Annotated in this window: 17 protein-coding genes; 9 read left to right on the forward strand and 8 right to left on the reverse strand. The window is 58.8% G+C overall.

Annotated elements, in window-relative coordinates; all coding sequences use genetic code 11:
- Positions 1-281: 281 nt before the first annotated feature.
- The 7 genes from AC1DMK_RS19450 to AC1DMK_RS19480 all read left to right on the forward strand — a co-directional run bounded on the left by AC1DMK_RS19450 (position 282) and on the right by AC1DMK_RS19480 (position 7,082).
- Complete coding sequence (locus AC1DMK_RS19450) at positions 282-788, forward strand: acyltransferase (protein WP_477861175.1); 507 nt, start codon at positions 282-284, stop codon at positions 786-788.
- Positions 785-1,822 (forward strand): Gfo/Idh/MocA family protein, encoded by a 1,038-nt coding sequence (locus AC1DMK_RS19455; protein ID WP_037064741.1) that lies wholly within the window; start codon positions 785-787, stop codon positions 1,820-1,822. The genes AC1DMK_RS19450 and AC1DMK_RS19455 overlap by 4 nt, the downstream gene beginning before the upstream one ends.
- On the forward strand, positions 1,819-2,925 hold the full coding sequence (locus AC1DMK_RS19460; protein ID WP_477861178.1) for a DegT/DnrJ/EryC1/StrS family aminotransferase: 1,107 nt from the start codon (positions 1,819-1,821) through the stop codon (positions 2,923-2,925). The genes AC1DMK_RS19455 and AC1DMK_RS19460 overlap by 4 nt, the downstream gene beginning before the upstream one ends.
- The gene (locus AC1DMK_RS19465; RefSeq protein ID WP_477861180.1) at positions 2,915-3,631 is read left to right on the forward strand and encodes an acyltransferase; all 717 of its coding nucleotides are present in this window, start codon (positions 2,915-2,917) and stop codon (positions 3,629-3,631) included. Before AC1DMK_RS19460 ends, AC1DMK_RS19465 begins: the two co-directional genes overlap by 11 nt.
- The gene (locus tag AC1DMK_RS19470) at positions 3,628-4,602 is read left to right on the forward strand and encodes an SDR family NAD(P)-dependent oxidoreductase (protein ID WP_477861182.1); all 975 of its coding nucleotides are present in this window, start codon (positions 3,628-3,630) and stop codon (positions 4,600-4,602) included. Before AC1DMK_RS19465 ends, AC1DMK_RS19470 begins: the two co-directional genes overlap by 4 nt.
- Positions 4,599-5,783, forward strand: a complete 1,185-nt coding sequence (locus tag AC1DMK_RS19475) for a DegT/DnrJ/EryC1/StrS family aminotransferase (protein ID WP_477861184.1) — start codon at positions 4,599-4,601, stop codon at positions 5,781-5,783. Before AC1DMK_RS19470 ends, AC1DMK_RS19475 begins: the two co-directional genes overlap by 4 nt.
- A 387-nt stretch (positions 5,784-6,170) precedes the next feature.
- Entirely contained in the window at positions 6,171-7,082 is a 912-nt protein-coding gene (locus tag AC1DMK_RS19480; RefSeq protein WP_477861186.1) for a Hint domain-containing protein, read from the forward strand.
- A 435-nt stretch (positions 7,083-7,517) separates the two neighbouring features.
- Here AC1DMK_RS19480 and AC1DMK_RS19485 read toward each other — a convergent pair whose 3' ends face one another.
- A complete protein-coding gene (locus AC1DMK_RS19485; protein WP_477861188.1) occupies positions 7,518-9,044 on the reverse strand; it encodes an O-antigen translocase in 1,527 nt (508 codons plus the stop codon).
- A gap of 131 nt (positions 9,045-9,175) precedes the next feature.
- Positions 9,176-10,477 carry a polysaccharide biosynthesis/export family protein gene (locus AC1DMK_RS19490; protein WP_477861190.1) on the reverse strand — a complete coding sequence of 434 codons (1,302 nt, stop codon included), beginning with the start codon at positions 10,475-10,477 and terminating at the stop codon, positions 9,176-9,178.
- 530 nt (positions 10,478-11,007) lie between these two features.
- On the opposite strand from AC1DMK_RS19490, the gene AC1DMK_RS19495 reads away from it, so the two are divergent.
- Both AC1DMK_RS19495 and AC1DMK_RS19500 read left to right on the forward strand, forming a co-directional pair.
- A complete protein-coding gene (locus AC1DMK_RS19495) occupies positions 11,008-12,546 on the forward strand; it encodes a GumC family protein (RefSeq protein WP_477861192.1) in 1,539 nt (512 codons plus the stop codon).
- Positions 12,547-12,606: 60 nt separating this feature from the next.
- Positions 12,607-13,395, forward strand: coding sequence for a CpsD/CapB family tyrosine-protein kinase (locus AC1DMK_RS19500; RefSeq protein ID WP_477861194.1), 789 nt, complete (start codon positions 12,607-12,609; stop codon positions 13,393-13,395).
- Between the two features lie 19 nt (positions 13,396-13,414).
- On the opposite strand, the gene AC1DMK_RS19505 is transcribed toward AC1DMK_RS19500, so the two are convergent.
- The 6 genes from AC1DMK_RS19505 to AC1DMK_RS19530 form a co-directional block, all read right to left on the reverse strand.
- Positions 13,415-13,918: a hypothetical protein gene (locus AC1DMK_RS19505; RefSeq protein ID WP_477861196.1), complete on the reverse strand. Its 504-nt coding sequence runs from the start codon at positions 13,916-13,918 to the stop codon at positions 13,415-13,417.
- Positions 13,919-14,022: 104 nt separating this feature from the next.
- Positions 14,023-14,790, reverse strand: a complete 768-nt coding sequence (locus AC1DMK_RS19510) for a fumarylacetoacetate hydrolase family protein (RefSeq protein WP_477861198.1) — start codon at positions 14,788-14,790, stop codon at positions 14,023-14,025.
- A gap of 81 nt (positions 14,791-14,871) precedes the next feature.
- Positions 14,872-16,254: an FGGY-family carbohydrate kinase gene (locus AC1DMK_RS19515; protein ID WP_477861201.1), complete on the reverse strand. Its 1,383-nt coding sequence runs from the start codon at positions 16,252-16,254 to the stop codon at positions 14,872-14,874.
- The gene (rhaM, locus tag AC1DMK_RS19520) at positions 16,251-16,571 is read right to left on the reverse strand and encodes an L-rhamnose mutarotase (RefSeq protein ID WP_477861203.1); all 321 of its coding nucleotides are present in this window, start codon (positions 16,569-16,571) and stop codon (positions 16,251-16,253) included. The genes AC1DMK_RS19515 and rhaM overlap by 4 nt, the downstream gene beginning before the upstream one ends.
- Positions 16,568-17,581, reverse strand: a complete 1,014-nt coding sequence (locus AC1DMK_RS19525; RefSeq protein WP_477861205.1) for an ABC transporter permease — start codon at positions 17,579-17,581, stop codon at positions 16,568-16,570. Before AC1DMK_RS19525 ends, rhaM begins: the two co-directional genes overlap by 4 nt.
- Positions 17,578-18,579, reverse strand: a complete 1,002-nt coding sequence (locus AC1DMK_RS19530; protein WP_477861207.1) for an ABC transporter permease — start codon at positions 18,577-18,579, stop codon at positions 17,578-17,580. Before AC1DMK_RS19530 ends, AC1DMK_RS19525 begins: the two co-directional genes overlap by 4 nt.
- Positions 18,580-18,581: the final 2 nt, after the last annotated feature.

Raw genomic sequence — 18,581 nt, forward strand, 5'->3', positions numbered from 1 at the left:
AAGTTCCTCCTCCCGTCACGATAAGCTGTCGTTGCGACAAGCCCAAGAGAAACTCTTACCTTGCAACAAATATAACTTCAGAAAATACTTTAGCAATGCAGTAGGAAGCCAGAAAACTACAAAGACGAATACGCCTTTCGATTGATTGTCTACCGCATTTTGATTCCTTTACTCTGACGTCAAAAAGCTTTCTCTTGATCCCGAAAGAAAGTTTGGGAGCGGTGTTTCAGCTCACCAAGTCTAACCGACATCGTGTCGACTAGGAACAGGGGCGTTACAGTATGATCGCGCAAAGCGTTACATTGGGCGATGGCGTCGTGATCCACCATCCGGATCTCGTAAATCTCTATGGCTGCTCGATCGGTGCCGGCACCCGCATCGGCACCTTCGTCGAGATACAGAAGAACGCGACGATAGGGCGAAACTGCAAGATCTCCAGCCACTCGTTCGTTTGCGAAGGCGTGACGATCGAGGACGGTGTCTTCGTTGGCCATGGCGTCATGTTTACCAATGATCTCAATCCCCGCGCTGTCAATCCCGATGGAACTCTGCAGGCCGACGGCGACTGGTCTGTCGTGCCGACGATGGTCAAGCGTTACGCCTCCATCGGCAGCAATGCCACGATTGTCGCGGGTATAACGATCGGCGAGGGCGCGCAGGTTGGCGCCGGGGCGGTCGTGACCAAGGACGTTCCTGCCTACGCAGTCGTTGTCGGCGTGCCGGCCGTGGTCATCGGGCGCGCCAAGGATGCGCCGGTCGAAGTTTTATCATCTGGGAGAGCACGATGATTGGAGTTGCCGTCGTTGGCTACGGTTACTGGGGGCCAAACCTGGTCCGCAATTTTGCAGAAACCCCCGGCGCACAGCTGGTCTGGGTCTGCGATCTCAAAAAGGACCGGCTCGGCGCCGTTCAGATGCGCTATCCCACGGTGCAGATCACCGACGACTTCGACGAAGTCCTGCGTGATCCCCGGGTCCATGCGATTGCGATCGCCACGCCTGTCTCGGCACATTACAGGCTTGCGATGAAGGCGATGATGGCCGGCAAGCATGTCTTCGTTGAAAAACCAATGGCCTCCACCTCGGAAGAAGCCCGCCGCATGGTGGACGAAGCCGCACGCAGGGGGCTCATCCTGGCGGTCGACCATACCTTCATCCACACCGGTGCCGTGCGCAAGATGCGCGAAATCATCGAAAACGGTCTTGGCGACGTGTACTACTATGACTCAGTGCGCGTAAATCTCGGCCTCTTCCAGCATGACGTCAGCGTCGTCTGGGACCTCGCAGTGCACGACCTTTCTATCATGGACTATGTCCTGCCGGAAAAGCCGGTGGCGGTTTCGGCGACCGGCATGGGCCACGTGACAGGCGAACCTGAGAATATCGCCTATCTCACCCTCTTCTTCGAAAGCAAGTTGATCGCGCATATCCACGTAAACTGGCTGGCGCCGGTGAAGGTCCGCCGGACGCTCGTCGGCGGAAGCAACAAGATGATCGTCTATGACGATCTCGAGCCGAGCGAAAAGATCAAGGTCTATGACAAGGGCATCACCTTGACCGGCGACGCTGAACAGAACGGCGAGAAGGTGCTCGAGATGCGCGTCGGCTATCGCACCGGAGACATGTACGCTCCGCAGCTTGATATGACCGAAGCTCTTGGTCGCGAATTGAAACAATTCGTCGAATGCGTCGCCACAAACACACAGCCCCTCGCAGATGGCCATGCCGGGCTGCGCGTCGTGCGAATTCTTGAGGCAGCGACACAGTCGCTGGCCCAGCGTGGCCGCGTTGTTGAACTCGAACAGGCAAGGTTGATTGCATGATCCCGCTGCTCGACTTGAAGGCCCAATATGCGTCGATCAAAGATGATGTTGATGCCGCTGTTCTTCGTGTGCTCGCGTCGGGCCACTATGTCCTTGGCGAGGAGGTCGCGCGGTTCGAGGAGGAGTTCGCGGCCTATTGCGGCACCAAGCACGCCATCGCCGTCAACACCGGCACAAGCGCCCTGCATCTTTCTTTGCTCGCTGCCGGCGTTGGCGCCGACGACGAGGTCGTCACGGTTTCTCTCACCTTCGTCGCAACCACAGCGGCAATCTGCTACACCGGCGCACGACCCGTTTTCGTTGACGTGGAGCCAGTAACGCTCACCATGGATCCGACCAAGCTCGAAGCGGCGATAACCCGAAAGACCAAGGCTATCGTGCCCGTGCATCTCTACGGCCAGATGGCCGATATGGACGCAATCAGGGCCGTTGCCGACAAGTACAGTTTGCCGATCATCGAGGATGCATGCCAGGCCCACGGTGCCGAATACAAGGGACGACGTGCTGGAAGCATCGGGCTGACAGGCTGCTTCAGCTTCTATCCAGGCAAGAACCTGGGTGCTTGCGGGGAAGGGGGCATCGTCGTGACAGACGATGACGAGCAGGCGCAGACCATGCGCATGCTTCGTGATTGGGGCCAGCAACAGCGCTATCACCACGTGATGAAGGGCTTCAACTACCGGATGGACGAGATCCAAGGCGCAATCCTTCGCATCAAGCTCCGACATCTGGAAGACTGGACCGAAGCTCGGCGCGTGCGCGCTGCGCGCTATACCGCTCTGCTCGCCGGATCCAGAAGCGTGCAAGCGCCGGCCGCAGTCAATGATCGCCGTCACGTATACCATGTGTATGCGGTGAGAAGTCGAGACCGCGATCAACTGCAACAATCGCTCCGCGCCGAGGGCATTCACACCGGGTTGCACTACCCCGTCCCGGTTCATCTTCAGGAGGCTCATGCAGATCTCGGCTACAAGATTGGCGATTTCCCGGTCTCCGAAGCCGCCGCGCTCGAGGTGCTTTCGCTTCCGATCTATCCGGAGCTGACGATGCGGCAGGTCGAGCAGGTCGTTGCCGCCGTGGAGCAGGACGCCTATGTCAGTTGACGTCACGTCTGTCGCGCGGCTTGTCAAAGCTATGCACGGTCGCCAGGGCCTTCCCTCCGATCCCGACTATCAGGTCGCTTTGGCGAACGAGCTCAACCAGTCCTATGGACCGGCTGGCCTCATCGAGCTTTATGCGCGCTTCACCACGGGCGACGGCTTCGTCGACGCCTTCATGCGCAAGGTGATCTGGAAAAGTCTGGCACGAACATGTGGTTCTGGGCTGCAGGTGGGGAGTGGAGTGGGGTTCAAGCACCCCGAAACCTTTGAGATCGGCAGCGGTGTGTTCATCGGCGCCCAGGCCTATATCCAAGGCAGATACGACGGAACATGCAGGATCGGCGACAATGTCTGGATCGGTCCGCAAGCCTACTTCGATGCCCGCAACCTGATCCTGGAGGAGTGTGTCGGCTGGGGACCCGGGGCAAAGGTCCTCGGATCGAGCCACACCGCTCTGCCGGTCGATGTGCCGATCATCCGCACGGATCTGGAGATCAAGCCGGTTCGCATCGGCGCATGGGCGGACATCGGCACAAACGCCACGATCCTGCCGGGCGTTACGATCGGCAAGGGTGCGATCGTTGGCGCCGGAGCCGTGGTCACGTCGGATGTCGAACCTTTTTCCATCGTCGCCGGCGTGCCGGCCAAATTCATCMGGTGGCGCGAAGATTGCGACCCGTCAACAGCGGAAAGGCTTGAGAAGCCATGAAGGACAAGCGGATTCTGATTACCGGCGGCGCTGGCCTGATCGGCTCACACATTGCCGATCTCGTTGCGCTGGAAGGACCACGCGAAATCGTCGTCCTTGACAACTTCGTGCGTGGCCGGCGCGAAAACCTCGCCCTGGCCATCCAGTCGGCGCCGGTCACGATCGTCGAGGGCGACATCCGCGACCGCGCGCTTCTCAAGGACGTGGTCGAGGGCGTTGATATCGTCTTTCATCAGGCCGCCATCAGAATTACGCAATGCGCCGAAGAACCGCGTCTGGCCTTCGACGTTCTGGCGGGCGGCACCTTTGACGTGCTCGAAGCGGCCATGCAGGCGGGCGTGTCAAAGATCGTGGCGGCCTCCTCGGCTTCGGTGCTGGGCCTTGCCGAAACGTTCCCGACGACAGAGGATCATCATCCCTACAATAACAGGACGATCTACGGCGCCGCCAAGGCTTTCAACGAAGGACTGCTGCGCAGCTTTGCCGAGATGTACGGTCTGCGTTACGTCGCGCTGCGGTACTTCAATGTCTATGGGCCGCGTATGGACGTGCACGGGGCTTATACCGAGGTCTTGATCCGCTGGATGGAGCGCATCGCCAGTGGATTGCCGCCCATCATCCTCGGGGACGGCACCCAGACCATGGATTTTGTCCATGTGCACGATATCGCGCGCGCCAACCTGCTCGCGGCAAAGTCGGATGTCACAGACGAAGTGTTCAATGTTGCAAGCGGCGAGGAAACAAGCCTGCGCCAACTGGCGGAGTTGCTGACCCATGTCATGGGCGCCTCCATGGAACCGCAGTTCGGTCCGGCACGGAAGGTGAATGCCGTCCCCCGCCGTCTCGCGTCCACCGCCAAGGCAGAAGGACTTCTCGGCTTCAAGTCTGAGATCACCATGGAAGAGGGACTTCGCGACCTCGTCGCCTGGTGGCGACAGGAAAAGGTTCTGAGCGCGGGAGAAGCGGCATGACCCAGGTTGTTCCTGTCGCCAAGCCCGTTCTCGACGAGCGGGAAGTTGAAGCGGTCCGCCGCGTGATCCTGTCCGGATGGGTCACCCAGGGTCCCGAGGTCGCCGCCTTCGAAGAGGAATTTGCCGATTTTGTCGGCTCGGCGCACGCGTGTGCCGTCTCCAACTGCACGACCGCGCTTCACCTTGCCCTGATGGCCGTGGGAGTGTCTGCCGGCGATGAAGTCATCACCGTTAGCCACTCGTTCATCGCAACGGCAAATGCGATCCGCTATTGCGGCGCGATACCGGTCTTCGTCGACATCGAAAGAGACGGTTTCAATATTGACCCGGATCTGATCGAGGCCGCGATCACGCCGAGGACGAAGGCAATCCTGTGCGTGCATCAGCTCGGCATGCCCTGCGATCTGTCTCGCATCGTCGAAATAGGCAGCCGTCACTCGATACCGGTCATCGAGGATGCTGCCTGTGCCACCGGAAGCGAGATCCTCTGGAAAGGCCGGTGGGAGAAAATAGGCAAGCCACATGGTGACATCGCCTGCTTCTCCTTCCATCCGCGCAAGGTCGTAACGACCGGTGACGGCGGCATGCTGACGACCGCAAATCCAGAGTACGATCGAAAGTTCCGGCTGTGGCGGCAGCACAGCATGAGCGTCAACGACACGGTGCGGCACGGCTCGAAACAGGTGATCTTCGAGAGCTATCCCGAACTCGGCTACAACTACCGAATGACCGACATGCAGGCTGCAGTCGGAAGAGAGCAGTTGAAGCGCCTGCCGGAGATCGTTGCACGCAGGCGCGCGATTGCCGAGCGATACGGCAAGCACCTCGCCGCGATCAAGGGCATAAGGCCGCCCGTCGAGCCCCACTGGGCGCGCAGCAATTGGCAGAGCTATTGCGTCGGGTTGCCTGACCAATGGCAACAAGCTGCGTTCATGCAGGCGATGCTGGATCGCGGCATTTCGACCCGACGGGGCATCATGAACAGCCACCTCGAGAAAGCCTACATGGGAACGGCCTCGCACCGGGTCGCGAGCGGTCTGCTGAACAGCGTCAGGGCGCAAAATGAAACAGTCATCCTGCCGCTTTTCATGCAAATGACCGACGCCGAAATCTTTCAGGTCGTCGAGGCGGTTCAATGCGGGCCTGTCTTTCCCAAGCTCGCAACGGCTGCCATGGGATGACCGCCTGATCCATCGTGCCGTCGGCCGGAACCTTCTGAAACTTCCCCCGCGAGCGGAGCGCATTAACCCCTTGCATTTAGCGAGGGGGCGACGTGGTGCCGCGAGGGCATGCGAGCCTGATTTGACACCTCCTAGTTGCGCGTCGACTGCAATAATCCGGTCAAAATAGGCTCGTCCAGCAGGTTGCGACTTTGATAGATTGTGTTATTTGTCACTCACTAATTCAACCTGAGATTTTGTGTTCCGGGGAGTTTCCGGTTTTTTGTGCCTACCGCTTTTTGAGTAGGCGGCCGAACCAATAGGCCGATTTATTGGGGTGCAACTTGCTGTAGAATGGTTAACAGCGACTGAAAATGGATCGGCGTAACCCAAACGACGGAGAGTGAAATGTCATCGATGGATCCGCGAGAAATACCCCTTAACCGTGCACGACGGCATTTCCTCGGCGCGGCTGCTGCCGCAGGCGCGAGGTGCGCCGGTATCGCGGCTGCAACGATGGCAGTTGCCTCTTCGCCCGCCCACGCCTTGGGACACAACTGGGGCAGGCGTGGCGGCGGCGGCCGTGGCGGCGGTGGTGGCGGCGGCGGTGGTGGCGGCGGCGGCAATAGTGGTGGTGGTGGCAATGGCGGCGGCGGCGGGTATGACGGCGGCGGCGGCGCGAACTGCCTTCTCGGCGGGACGCTGATCATGACCCCGACGGGTGAAATGCCGATTGAGAACCTCCAGATCGGTGACCTTGTCGAAACCGTGTCCGGTGGACCCAAACCTATCCGCTGGATCGGTCGCCAAAGCTTCAAGACGAGCCGCCCGTCGTGGTCCGACAGCGTCATGTCGATCCGCATTTCGCGGAATGCCCTTGATGACGGCATGCCGAGCCGGGATCTATATGTTTCTCCTGGCCACTCCCTTTATCTCGACGGCGTTTTGATCCGTGCGAACGACCTTGTGAACGGCAGTTCGATTGCGCGGGCGCTGCCGGCCGGCCGGCAAGCGATCGAATACTACAATATTCTGCTTGATAGTCATGATGTGGTCATGGCGGAGGCAACGCCAGTGGAGACATTCCAACTTCGCGGCGACGACTATGAGAAGTTTGACAACTTTATCGAGGTTGAGCGTCTCTATCCTGCGGATAAGCCTCGGATGACACCGTTCGCACCGGTTGTAGGCGAGGAGAGCGGTCGGCAGCACCTGAAAGCCCTATTGCTCCTGAGTGTCTCGAGCATCATTCCGGCACGCGACCCCTTCAAGGATGTTTCCAACCGCATTGCAGCTCGCGTTGCAGAACTGATCGCCTAGAGAAATTCCAGCAAAAGTGCATAGCGATTTTGCGTCCGGAATTGCGTAAAAACAAAAAGATAGAGCGTTTTCGCGATTCGAAGAAAAGCTGAAATGCTCTCGATCTGGGGTATTCCTTGCGGCCACCGGCGTTTGTCGTCTGACAGATTCAATCCTCCTTGTGAAAGGAGGATTGAATCTGTTTTTCCGCGTTTGAGATCTCATGGCCGCACCAATGGTGAGCGGCGTTTTTGAGTTCCTGCCAGGACGAAGCCTGTTCAGTAGCGGCCTTGGACAATTCGGTCGCCCACTATAATCAATGACAGCATCAGATGTGAACGGCGGGGAGAAGTCCTTTCGCCGTGCCGAGGGAAATTTTCTCTACCCAATATCAATCGTGGTCGGCGCGGTCTGAATGCTCCGGCGACCTTCCAGCCCCCGCACAACGATCGAGTGTCAAGATCCGGCACCAGACTGTGCGGATCGAAAAAGCCATACTCGGACGAATGCTGGAAAGGCTTCCCGCGGCAACAGCTCAATCAACATCTTCAGGGAATAGAGTCCGGTTGCCGCGGTCGCCAGCGAACCGATCGTAACGGCCTGCCACATCTGCAGACACTGGAAGGCCAGAAAGACAAGCCCCGAGACCGGGAGGTAGATCAGTATGAGGACCCGATTGGTCGCGGACCAGCGGAAACCCGTGTAACGCCGGGCAATCCAATAGATCAAGAGACTGTGCCAGACATAGAGCCCAAAAAAGGCAGCGCCTGCGCCGACGGTCCCGAATGTCTTTACAAGCAGCCAAGCCAAACCCACGTGCACCAGGCTTGCGGCCACTTCCGTCCAGAAGAAGATCTTCTGCGCGCCCTTTGCCAACACGATGAAGCCGATCGGCCAGGCAATGATCCGAAGCATCATCCCAAGGCAAATCCAACGTAAAAGATCGACGGCCGCGTAGAACTGKGGCGAATAGAAGACGTGCATCACCACCGGAGCAAGAGTGAGCGTGGCAAGCAGCCCAGGACCCGCGAGCAAGACACTGACCTGCGTTTGCTCGTTAACGAGGCGGTTGCATTCAGCATCGTCGCTGACAATGCCGGTTAGGCGYGGATAGAAATCGGTGCCCATTGCCTGGAGAATAAAGCCGGCATACAGCCCTCCCAACGCCCAGGCCGCTTGGTATAGGCCAGCGGCCGCGATGCCCTCCTCATTCAACACTATGATGCGGATGGCATAAGCGCTGCCGACCGTCAGAAACCCGCTTACCATGAAGGTGAAACCGAGTTTGAACAACCCCTTGGCTTCTGTGCGCAGTTKTACGAGCGATAGTCGACACGGTTCAATACTGATCTTGCGGCTGTACCACCAGGAGGTCAGCAGCGTCGTCGCCGCGACGCAGACAAGCGACGGAACGATACCCCGTTCGCCATAGAAATAGATGATCGGGATGCCAATCGCTGTGCTGACGAATGCGCCGATGACATTGATCCGGGCAAGACTGGCAATATCCCGCATGCCTTGCAGCAGCGCCCCCTGCCCCCCTGACATGACCTGAAAAAAGATCACGACTGAAAGCAACATGACGGCGCTGGCATGCTGATCGTCGCCAAACGTCAGTCTTGCAATCGGCACCGCCAGGCACGCCATCAAAAACGTCCCCAGGAGTCCCAGAAGAACCGACAGGCGCCGCAACGCCGTGGCGGTACGCGCAATTTTGCCGGCATCCCTCGTGCCCGCAGCTTCTGCGACCTGACGCACACCACTGGCATTCAACCCCAGGCCGGCGATGGTATGTCCGATATCGGCAGTCGCGCTGTAAAGGCCCATCAATCCGACACCTTCCGGCCCCAGCAAGACCGCCATTGCCTTGTTGCGGATGATAGCAAATCCGACGTTCACGATCGAGGATCCGCCGATCACCATCGTCGACTTGAGGATCTGGGCGTAGCTTTGTTTGCTGGCTGGGTTTGACTGTGAGACCATCGGGTCCTGCTAACCTTGAAGCTGCGGAGATCGACGGATCTGTGCTGCAGCCGACAAACAACCGGATCCCCATAGGATCGACGCCTGGTTGTTCGCCAGGCTTGTTGTCATGCAACAGTAACCTCGGCCAATCATTGACTGGCCTGATCCGTATGCGTGGGGCTGGCAGGTATCGAAATCTGGCCGACGGGTGTCGCCCCTTGCGTCACTGGTCGGGTCACTTTGATGACATCACCCGGCAGCAACGCCGTGGTCTCGGAAGCGCCAATTTCCTTCTCGTTGTCTCGCCGCACGATGGTAAATGTCAGCGCTAGTTTTTCGCCTTGGCGCGCCGAACCTGCGAGAGCGGACAGGTTGGCCAGCATCAGCTTCTGGCTTGTTTCCCGTTTTACTTTCAGCTGAACAAGCAATGCCCTTTCTGATTGCAGCTCGGATGCGACTTCGGTTTGCCGTTCGTCGTAGAGACCCTGGAGATCCCGTGTCGTCTGGCTGATGCTTTGCCGCGCCCGCATGATGGCGGTCGTGATATCCAGCTTGTCATCCTGGTAACTTCTCAAAGCGCGCTCGACCTCGCCTTGCCGCGTTGCGACGACAGCACCTTTCGCAACCAGCATAGCGGTACTGTCGACCTGTTGCTGTATCGATTTGATGTTGGCGTCCATGCTTTTTGTCTTCTCGTCGAGGACATGGATTTCCTCGGTCAGCAGGTCGCGGAGCTCCACCAGCGACTTTGACTTTCGCTCCAGCAAATTGGCCCGGGCCGAAAATATGGCCTGTTCCTGGCTGTAGATAGCGGCGGTAAACTGGTCTGTGCTTCCTGCCTGCTTGACAAAATCAAGTGCTTTGGCCCCAGCCATTTCCGCCTCGAGGCGCTCAATCTTGGTGCTGCTCCGTATGATGGAATCGTCCAGCTCCTTCAGTTCACCCAGCAGCTTTGTAACATCAGTCGAATTCTCGAAGGCGACGGTCGGCCGGAGCTCGCCGCCGCTCATTGCGAAAGCTTGCAGGACGGTTAACCCAGTGCTGAATTTATATTCCCCCGGCCGGGTAACGTCTCCCACGACGTAAACCGGCGAATATTCAAGAATTTCAACGGAAGCCATCGGCGCTTCGACCAAGCCTATCTTGTCCTTGAGGCGCTTGGCGATCTCGGCGGCAAGTCCGTTGTTATCAAGGTCACCGACTGGGACGCTGCCCAGCACCGGCATGGACAACGTACCCGCCTCCGAAACGGTGAACTCTCCCCCAAGGGAGCCCCATTGCTCATACAGACCTTTGGTGGGCATCCACTGCACGACGGTCAGCTTGATTTTGGTATGCGGCGGAAGGGGAGCGCTATCGGCAGCCCCCGGTATCACCGCGGCTCCAAATGCAATCAATCCTAGCCACCCTGGATGCAAGGTACGCAGACGGGCACCGAGTGATACGCGCATTTATGTCTCCAGCATGCCGATTTACTTGCCGATCGCTACCGTCAGAATGGACCTGCAATATAAACGAAAATACTACCGGATTATACTAGTATCAATTGCGGAAAGCTCACGGTATAATACATCATCGATGACCTATATTGAATATCGCGCGACGCAAAGGCAAGTACACTGACCCTACCAAAATTGATGAGGCAAAGTAGAGAGCATCGGCAATTGCAACGGCTTCGCTTGGTAGAGATCTGACCCTCACACCCCCGCGGAAGCGCATTCACAAGCGGCCTCGCAAGCATTCCACCCCGCGGAGCTAGGGCCGAGGGGCGCGTTCGCGGCACCCCTGGTGGCGGCCCGCGCGGTATTCTGCGGATATCCTCCAAAGCAAAGCGTGCAGGCAGGCAGCGTTGTACTTAGCCAAATGTACTAGCAATCCCGAGTTCCCATCCACTATCGATGAACTACCCTCAACTCGCGAACTCAATATAGATGGCAGCTTAGAAACGCACCCTCAGGGTCTTAATTTCGGTGATCGCGTAATGGGCGCCATGGATGTCAGCTTCTACTTGTCACTTTTTCTCCGGAGGCTTCCATATTTTGTGGCGATCGTCTGCCTGTCGACGACTGTAGCGATCGTCGTCGCGTTGTTGTTGCCGCGCGAGTACCAGTCAACCGCGAAGATCCTGGTCGAAGCACCGCAGATCCCTGCAGAGCTGGTCAGATCGACGGTGTCCACAAGCTCATTGCAGCAGTTGCAGATTATTCAGCAGCAGATTACGACGCGTGAGAACCTCCTCGCGCTGGCTGCCAAACTCAAGATATATGCCGGCCCGAAACCAGAGCCGTCGGGGGATGCGATCGTCAGGGATATGCAGTCCCGTATCACGTTTACAGAGTTGCCGTTGGGCACAGGTGACGGGGCGACGGTCTTTAGCGTCTCCTTCGACGCCGCCACCCCCGTACTGGCCGCAAAGGCTGCCAATGAGCTCGCCTCGTTGATCCTCTTGAGCAATCAACGTCAGCGAACAGACAGATCAGGCGATACGCTCCAGTTTTTTAATGATGAAGTGAAAAGGCTTGATTCCGAGTTGAATCGGACGGAGGCAAACCTTCTCAAGTTCAAGAACGAAAACAGAGACAGCCTGCCGGAAAGCCTTGGCTTTCGGCGTCAACAGCAGAGCAGCCAACAAGAGCGCCTGATATCGCTGGAGCGTGAGGAAGCAGATCTTCGTGCCAGGCGAAGCATGCTCATTGAGAGCTATCGAGCCACCGGTCAGTACGCGAATGCTCCGATCAGCCCCGAACAGCAGATGCTGCAAGACTTGAACAAAGCACTGTCTGAGCAGCTCGCAATATTCTCGGAAACAAGTCCAAACATTCTGGCTCTTCGAGCTCGAATAGCGGCCCTTCGCGCCAAGGACGGATCGACGAAGAATGATCGGTCAACGGAAAAGTCCATTTCGACCGGGTTCGACATGCAGCTGTCCGATATCAATGAGCGCCTTGAGATCATAGGGCGCGAGAGGGCGTCACTGATACAGAGCATCTCCGATCTCACCAAATCCGTTAGCGCAACGCCAGCAACCGACATTCAGTTGAACGCGATCGAGCGAACCCTCGCAAACATTCAAACGCAATACAACACTGCCATTGCAAGACGAGCTGAAGCTTCGCTCGGAAACCAGATTGAAGTTCGCTCGGACGGCGGGCGATTTTCGCTGCTGGAACCTGCCACGCCGCCGGAGAACGCACTGCGATCACGTCGTCGTTTGATCGTTGGGATAGGCGCGCTGGGGGGAATTGCACTCGGCCTTGCGTTCATTGCCCTCTTGGAGGTGCTGAACAAGACCATTCGCCGGCCTTCCGAGCTGACCCAGCTGCTGCAGCGTCAGCCTCTGGCGGTGATTCCCTATGTTGTTGCGCCCTTCGAAGCACGCGCCGCCCCCGTCAAGCGAGGGCTTGCAGCAGCCCTCTCGGCATCGGCCATTCCCGCCTCGTTGCTCGTCATCCACTACTGCTACATGCCCTTGGGAACGGCATTCCAAAAGCTGCTGTCGAGCTTCACGAGGCCCGGCTAGGTGAGACGACTTGCTCTGAAGAATACGAACATTTCTGGGACAACGGTGGAGGCGTAAACGATGGAACACTTTCCTTTATCAGCTCGGAGCCCGGATACGCCGCTGGACAGAGATCGGATACACGCATTGCGCTCACCGGAGGATAACAAGATAGTCTGGACGGAACTGCCGACGCTCAGGGTCGATGCGGATGCAATAGCGCGCAATCGCATTGTCACCGCAAATCGTTCTGATATTGCCCACGTTGCGTTCGACATGATGCGAACGAAACTGTTGCAGAGCCTGAGACAGAACAACTGGAAATCCGTTGCCATCACCTCACCGACGCCCGCGTGTGGGAAGACGTTCACCGCCGTGAACCTCGCATTCAGTCTCGCCAACCAACCGGATTGCCGAACATTGTTGCTCGATCTTGATTTGAGGCGCCCACAAATTGGCAAAACCCTGGGCATCAAGGACGCGGGATCGATGGAGAGCTTCCTGCGCGGCGAGATCGGGTGCGATGATGTTTTCATGCGCTATGGGGACAATCTGGCGATTGCGGCCAACAGGCAACCCGCTCAGTATTCGGCGGAGCTCCTGCAAAGCGCGACGACCGCCGAGGCGCTACTGGAAATGCAGCAAAGGATGAGCCCGGACATCATCCTTTTCGATCTTCCGCCGATGCTTTCAACCGATGATGTCCTCGCATTCCTACCGAACGTAGACTGCGTGGTCCTCGTCGCCGCGGCCGAGCACAGCACTCTCAGCGAGGTGGATGTGTGCGAGCAAAGCCTGGCGGAAAAGACCAACGTCCTGGGGGTTGTCTTGAACAAATGCCAATATAGCGCGGAGAAGTATGGCTACTGACGCAGGTGTCCGTAGACCGCTATTGTCTGCGCAGATTGATCTCGCTCGTCACAACCTGCCGGCCGGATTCGGGGTCCTTGTCCACGGTCCTGATGCGAATGGAATTGTCGCCGACGCGCTGGATCGTCATGTTGGCGCTGCGATCGCCGTTGATCAGCTTGGACCACCGAACGGCAAGATTGATCGCGTCGCCGCTGCGCCCGCCGCTAAGGTTTGAAACACCGCCGGACGGGCCAATGTAGCGCCCCGCATATTGGTTGCCGGTCGCCGTCAGCTGGGCCGAGACCTCGCGCGACAGAACGATCATTCCCCGGCATATGCCGGTCATCGACAGTGCTTGCCCGTTCGACCTCGACTGAAAGCTGCAGTCGAGATTGATAGGGGACGAGCTGGTGGTCCGTTTCATCATCCCGCCGCCGCTCCACTCGCCGGCAAGCGACTTCAGAAACGGCGCCTCGTTGGCGCATGCATTGCTCACGCCAACCAGGAATGCTGCAAGAGCAGTCGCGTAGAAGCACCTCATGACGTCCTCCCGATGGCGCATCTGTCAAAAATGCATGATGCAGCATAAAGTTCCCGGGAAAACAGGGCTGCGCCATAAGGACGGGCAAGCCGAACGCTGCTTCGTCAGGCGACGGCGAGACCGAGACGAGCCTTGCCGTCGAGTACAATCTCAATCGTGCCCGGTGAGGTCAGCTCGATTGCACCGCAAAGCGTACCTGTGGTGACCAGCGCACCGCGTTTCAGCGACGTGTGAGGGCGCAGCCTGTCATTGGCGTAGTCCAGTAGCCAGACCAGCACGTCGCCCTTCGGGTGCTGCGCCGGGCCATCATAAATCGAGCGGCCGTTGGACGTTACGCTGAGCGGCGTGTTTGTGATGGTGTCAATAGTGCTCTTCGGCAAAACCGGACCGAGGACGTAGCCCCTGTTGCCGAGCCGGTCGGCAAGAAAGAGCAGGAAGGAAAGCTTGCCGCTTTCCGCGACGCTGCTCGCCAGCAGCTCTGCGCCAAGGTAGACCTCGGAAATCGCATCGGCAATGTCGGCACGCGTATAGCTGCCGTCAACGCGCACCGGCAGATCCTTGCCAAGGCGCACGGCCACTTCCGCCTCGAACTTGATGCCCGGCCTCCAGGCAATGGACGCTCCCGACGACGCTTCAACATAAGGATTGAGCGGTGCAGTCACCGGCTGGCCGTCGGGCGATACCGCAACTTTCCAAGCAGGCGTGGATATCCGTTCTTCCGCCACCAGGAAATTCTGTGCATCTATCGCGTCCTGCAGGGTCGCCGGCAACGCGAAGTCGGCCGTCGGCGCCGTCTTGCCGGCCTTCTGGAGACTGTGAAGACGTGCCGCAAGAGCCCGCGGATCGAAATCCTTGGCGGAAGAAGCTGCCATGTCGTATTTTCCTCACCTGATCTGAAAGCACCACACTATCGACATTCGTAAATGGGACAAAGGGTCCATCGGGAAAGACTGCTATGCCATCCCCACATACCAGTGATCTCGATAATCCCGAAGGCCGGCAATATCGGACGGCGCGACGTGCTTTTCGGCGCCAGGCACCGGGCTGATGCCGGCCAGAAGTGCTGCACCGGCGCTCGTACCTGTCGAGCCCGGAACGGCAATCACGTCGCGGCTGGTGAGGGCTGCGAGGACGGCCAGATAGGTTTCATTGAGCGAGAACGGACCTTCAACGATGATCGGCCCCTTGGCCCCGATCAGATCGAGACAGGCTTCGGTCATCAGTGCCAGGTAGAGGCAGGCGGCCCCATAGCGCTCTTGGCCACTGGCTGCTTCGGCGTTAATCCAGCGTCGCTCCCTGCCTGGAAACGGGCCGGAGCCCGGGGCAACGTTGGGCAGCAGCATGATGCCACTTTCGATCACCGGCGCGATCGCAGCAGTCGCCTCGTCCTTCCGTATAGGGCCGATCTCGGCAGTCAGAATTTCGAACTCGCGCCCGCCCATGAAGCGGGACGAGGGCACGGCGCGTCCGTAGGCATCAACGTTGGCCAGCGTATCGCGCGTCGGATCGAGTTGATCGAGATCGCCGCCGACGCCGAAGTTGATCACCCAGGTGCCGGTGGAGACAACGGCGAAGGGCGCGTCCCGATTGACCAGGTGCGGCAACAGCGACGCGTTTGAATCGTGGATGCCGCAATAGACCGGTACCGAGGCGGCAAGGCCGATCTCGGCGGCGATCGCGGGCAAGAGCGGACCGAGAGCGTCAAAGGCCGAGCGGATCGGTGCCATCAGGCCGCGAATATCGAGCCTGTCGACGAGGCTGGAATATGCCGACGCGCGGGGGTTCCAGAGATCGGTATGACAGCCAAGCGATGTCAGCTCGTTAGCCGAAACACCGGTCAGCCGCGCCGCCCAATATTGCGGATAGGTGACGATGGTCGCAACATTGGCGAACAGCTCGGGGAAGGCGGCCTGCTGGTAGTGCAACTGGGCGCCAATATTGAGCCCCATCGACTGGCGTGGCGAACACGTCTCCTCGAAGGGTGGGCGCAGCGCAGTGTAGGCGTCGATGATCGCCTGCGGGTATTCGTGCTCGTAGTCGAGCACCGGCATGGCCAGCGCACCGTTCGCATCAAGCAATGCCGCCGATGCGCCATGTGTGGTGATCGAGATGGCATCGAAGCCGGGGGATGCCGCAAAGCACTTGAATGCACCGAGCGTGAAGGCCCACAGCGCGTCGATGTCGTAATGCGGGTAAGGCTGAGTTCTGACGACGGTGTTCGGCGTCTTGACGACGGCGATTTCCGCGCCGGTCGCACCGTCGAGCACAACCACCTTGGCGTTTGTCTTGCCGATGTCAAGCACGGCGATGCGACGATGCTCCGGCTGCGATGTCATGGCATGTGGAAGACGGTAACGAGGTCGCTCTGGACGGGAGATTTGTCCGGGTTGGTCGCCATGATGTCGGCCATATGCGCCCACCACTTCTTCATGACAGGATGCTCCGGCAGGCTGGCCATTCTGTTGTCGGTCGTGCGCGTCAACACGCCGAACAACGTGTTGGTTTCTGGATCCAAATGGATCGAGTAGTCGCTGGCGCCGGACTGGTGCAGAAGATCGACCAGTTCTGGCCAAATCTCATCGTGCCGCTTCTTGTACTCGGCTTCCATGCCCGGATTGAGCCTCATCTTGAAGGCATGTTTTTCAACTGTCATTTGTTGCTCATGGCTTTGATGCGGCGGGCAATGATCGGGATCGCGATGGTGATGATCAAAAGCAGACCGATGAAGATCGACATGACGATGCCCGGAACGTTCAGGAGACCGAGACCGAAGGTGACGAGGCCCATCACGAAGGCAGCGATCACCACGCCGCCGATCTTGCCGGAGCCACCGAGGATCGAGACACCGCCGAGCACCACCATGGTAACGACTTCGAGTTCCCACCCTTGAGCGATGGACGGACGCGTGGAGCCGAGACGCGAGGTCAGGCAGACGGCGGCGATGCCGCTCATCACCCCGGTCAGCATGAAGAGGATGAACTTCACACGCTCGACCGGGATGCCGGAAAACCGTGCGGCAAAATCATTGTTGCCGATCGTATAGACCTGGCGGCCGAAATTGGTCGCGTGCAGCAGGATCGCAAAGAGAATTGCCAGCACGAGGAACAGGACGAACTCGAAGGAGAAGACCCAGACGACATAACCCTGGCCGAAGAACGCGAAGTCCTCCGGATAACCGCCATAGGCCTGGTCGCCGAGCACGATGTAGGAGATGCCTCGGAACAGGCTCATCGTACCGATCGTGACGACGATCGACGGAAGCTTCAGCACGGATACGAGGAAGCCGTTGAACATGCCGCAGAGCAGGCCGACGCCGATGCCGATGGCGACGAGGCCCGGAGCTCCGATGCCGACCTGGGCAGCCGCACCCATGGCTGTGGAGGCAAGTGCGATGATGGCGGCGACCGAAAGGTCGATCTCGCCGGCAATGACGAGCAGCGCCATGGCAAAGGCGATCATCGCCTTTTCGGTGAAATTGAAGGTCGCATCCGACAGGTTCCAGGCATCGAGAAAATACGGCGACGCGAAGGAATTGAAGATGAAGATCACGACGGCGACGCCGAAGAGCAGGACTTCCCAGCTCGACATGATGCGCTTGAACGGCGTGCCGAGGCGATCGGGAATGACGCGCCTTTGGCCCGGAGTGGAAACGACGGTGCTCATGCGGCCACCTCTGCTGGGGTCTCTGTGGCGGCCTTGTCGCGCAGGATGATGCGGCCGCGATTGCGTTCGCGCCTTGCATTGAAGACGACGGCGAGAATGATCACGGTGCCTGAGATTGCCATCTGGGTGAATGGCGAGATACCGATCACCGGCAGAGCGTTCTTGATGACCCCGAGGAACAGCGCGCCCAGAACCGTGCCGATGACCGAGCCGACGCCGCCGGCAATCGAAATGCCGCCGATCACGCAGGCCGCGACGCTGTCGAGTTCGAAGCCGCTGGCAATATCCACGTAGGCGACGGCGTAGCGCGAGACCCAGAGATAGCTTGCAAGGCCGGCAAGCGCGCCGGATAGGACGAACGCCAGGAACTTCGTCCAGCCGACATCGATGCCGGCATAGACCGCAGCCGTCGGATTGCCGCCTGCGGCATAGGTGGCGCGGCCGAACTGGGTGTATTTCAACAGTACATAGATCAGCGCGACGATGATGATGGCGGCCCAGCTGAGCACCGGCATGCCGAAAACGACGGTGCGCGGGACGTTGAGGAACGTTGGCGTCATCTGGTGTGCATTCACCCATTCGCCACCTGACAGCACGAAGGCCATGCCGCGGTAGATGGTGAGCGTTCCGAGCGTGACGACGATGGGCGGGATCTCCAGCGCCCAGACGAGGAAGCCGTTGATCGCGCCGAGAAAGGCGCCAATCAGGACGGCAGCGAGGATCAGAACAAAGAGCGGCAGATCGGGAAAATGAGCATTCATCATGGCAATCGCCATGCCGGTAAACGCAAGGTTTGCCGCAACTGAAAGGTCGATCGATTTCGTCAGGATGACCGTCATCTGCGCCAGCGCAAGGATGATCAGGATCGAGGTATCGTTGAAGATACCGGCGAGATTTCCAGGCGTTGCAAAGCCCTGGGCTCTCGTCGAGAAGACCGCGATCATCACCGCGATGATGATGAACAGCAGAGTTTCGCGTTTTTTCAGGAGTCTGGACATCA

Source organism: Rhizobium sp. 05L419 (genome assembly GCF_056397845.1).

Coding starts and splice junctions, on each gene's coding strand:
- AC1DMK_RS19490 (WP_477861190.1), bottom strand. CDS start 10,477: ATGCGCGTATCACTCGGTGCCCGTCTGCGTACCTTGCATCCAGGGTGG.
- AC1DMK_RS19500 (WP_477861194.1), top strand. CDS start 12,607: ATGGAACACTTTCCTTTATCAGCTCGGAGCCCGGATACGCCGCTGGAC.
- AC1DMK_RS19480 (WP_477861186.1), top strand. CDS start 6,171: ATGTCATCGATGGATCCGCGAGAAATACCCCTTAACCGTGCACGACGG.
- AC1DMK_RS19530 (WP_477861207.1), bottom strand. CDS start 18,579: ATGTCCAGACTCCTGAAAAAACGCGAAACTCTGCTGTTCATCATCATC.
- AC1DMK_RS19510 (WP_477861198.1), bottom strand. CDS start 14,790: ATGGCAGCTTCTTCCGCCAAGGATTTCGATCCGCGGGCTCTTGCGGCA.
- rhaM (WP_477861203.1), bottom strand. CDS start 16,571: ATGACAGTTGAAAAACATGCCTTCAAGATGAGGCTCAATCCGGGCATG.
- AC1DMK_RS19505 (WP_477861196.1), bottom strand. CDS start 13,918: ATGAGGTGCTTCTACGCGACTGCTCTTGCAGCATTCCTGGTTGGCGTG.
- AC1DMK_RS19450 (WP_477861175.1), top strand. CDS start 282: ATGATCGCGCAAAGCGTTACATTGGGCGATGGCGTCGTGATCCACCAT.
- AC1DMK_RS19515 (WP_477861201.1), bottom strand. CDS start 16,254: ATGACATCGCAGCCGGAGCATCGTCGCATCGCCGTGCTTGACATCGGC.
- AC1DMK_RS19525 (WP_477861205.1), bottom strand. CDS start 17,581: ATGAGCACCGTCGTTTCCACTCCGGGCCAAAGGCGCGTCATTCCCGAT.
- AC1DMK_RS19470 (WP_477861182.1), top strand. CDS start 3,628: ATGAAGGACAAGCGGATTCTGATTACCGGCGGCGCTGGCCTGATCGGC.
- AC1DMK_RS19495 (WP_477861192.1), top strand. CDS start 11,008: ATGGGCGCCATGGATGTCAGCTTCTACTTGTCACTTTTTCTCCGGAGG.
- AC1DMK_RS19475 (WP_477861184.1), top strand. CDS start 4,599: ATGACCCAGGTTGTTCCTGTCGCCAAGCCCGTTCTCGACGAGCGGGAA.
- AC1DMK_RS19460 (WP_477861178.1), top strand. CDS start 1,819: ATGATCCCGCTGCTCGACTTGAAGGCCCAATATGCGTCGATCAAAGAT.
- AC1DMK_RS19455 (WP_037064741.1), top strand. CDS start 785: ATGATTGGAGTTGCCGTCGTTGGCTACGGTTACTGGGGGCCAAACCTG.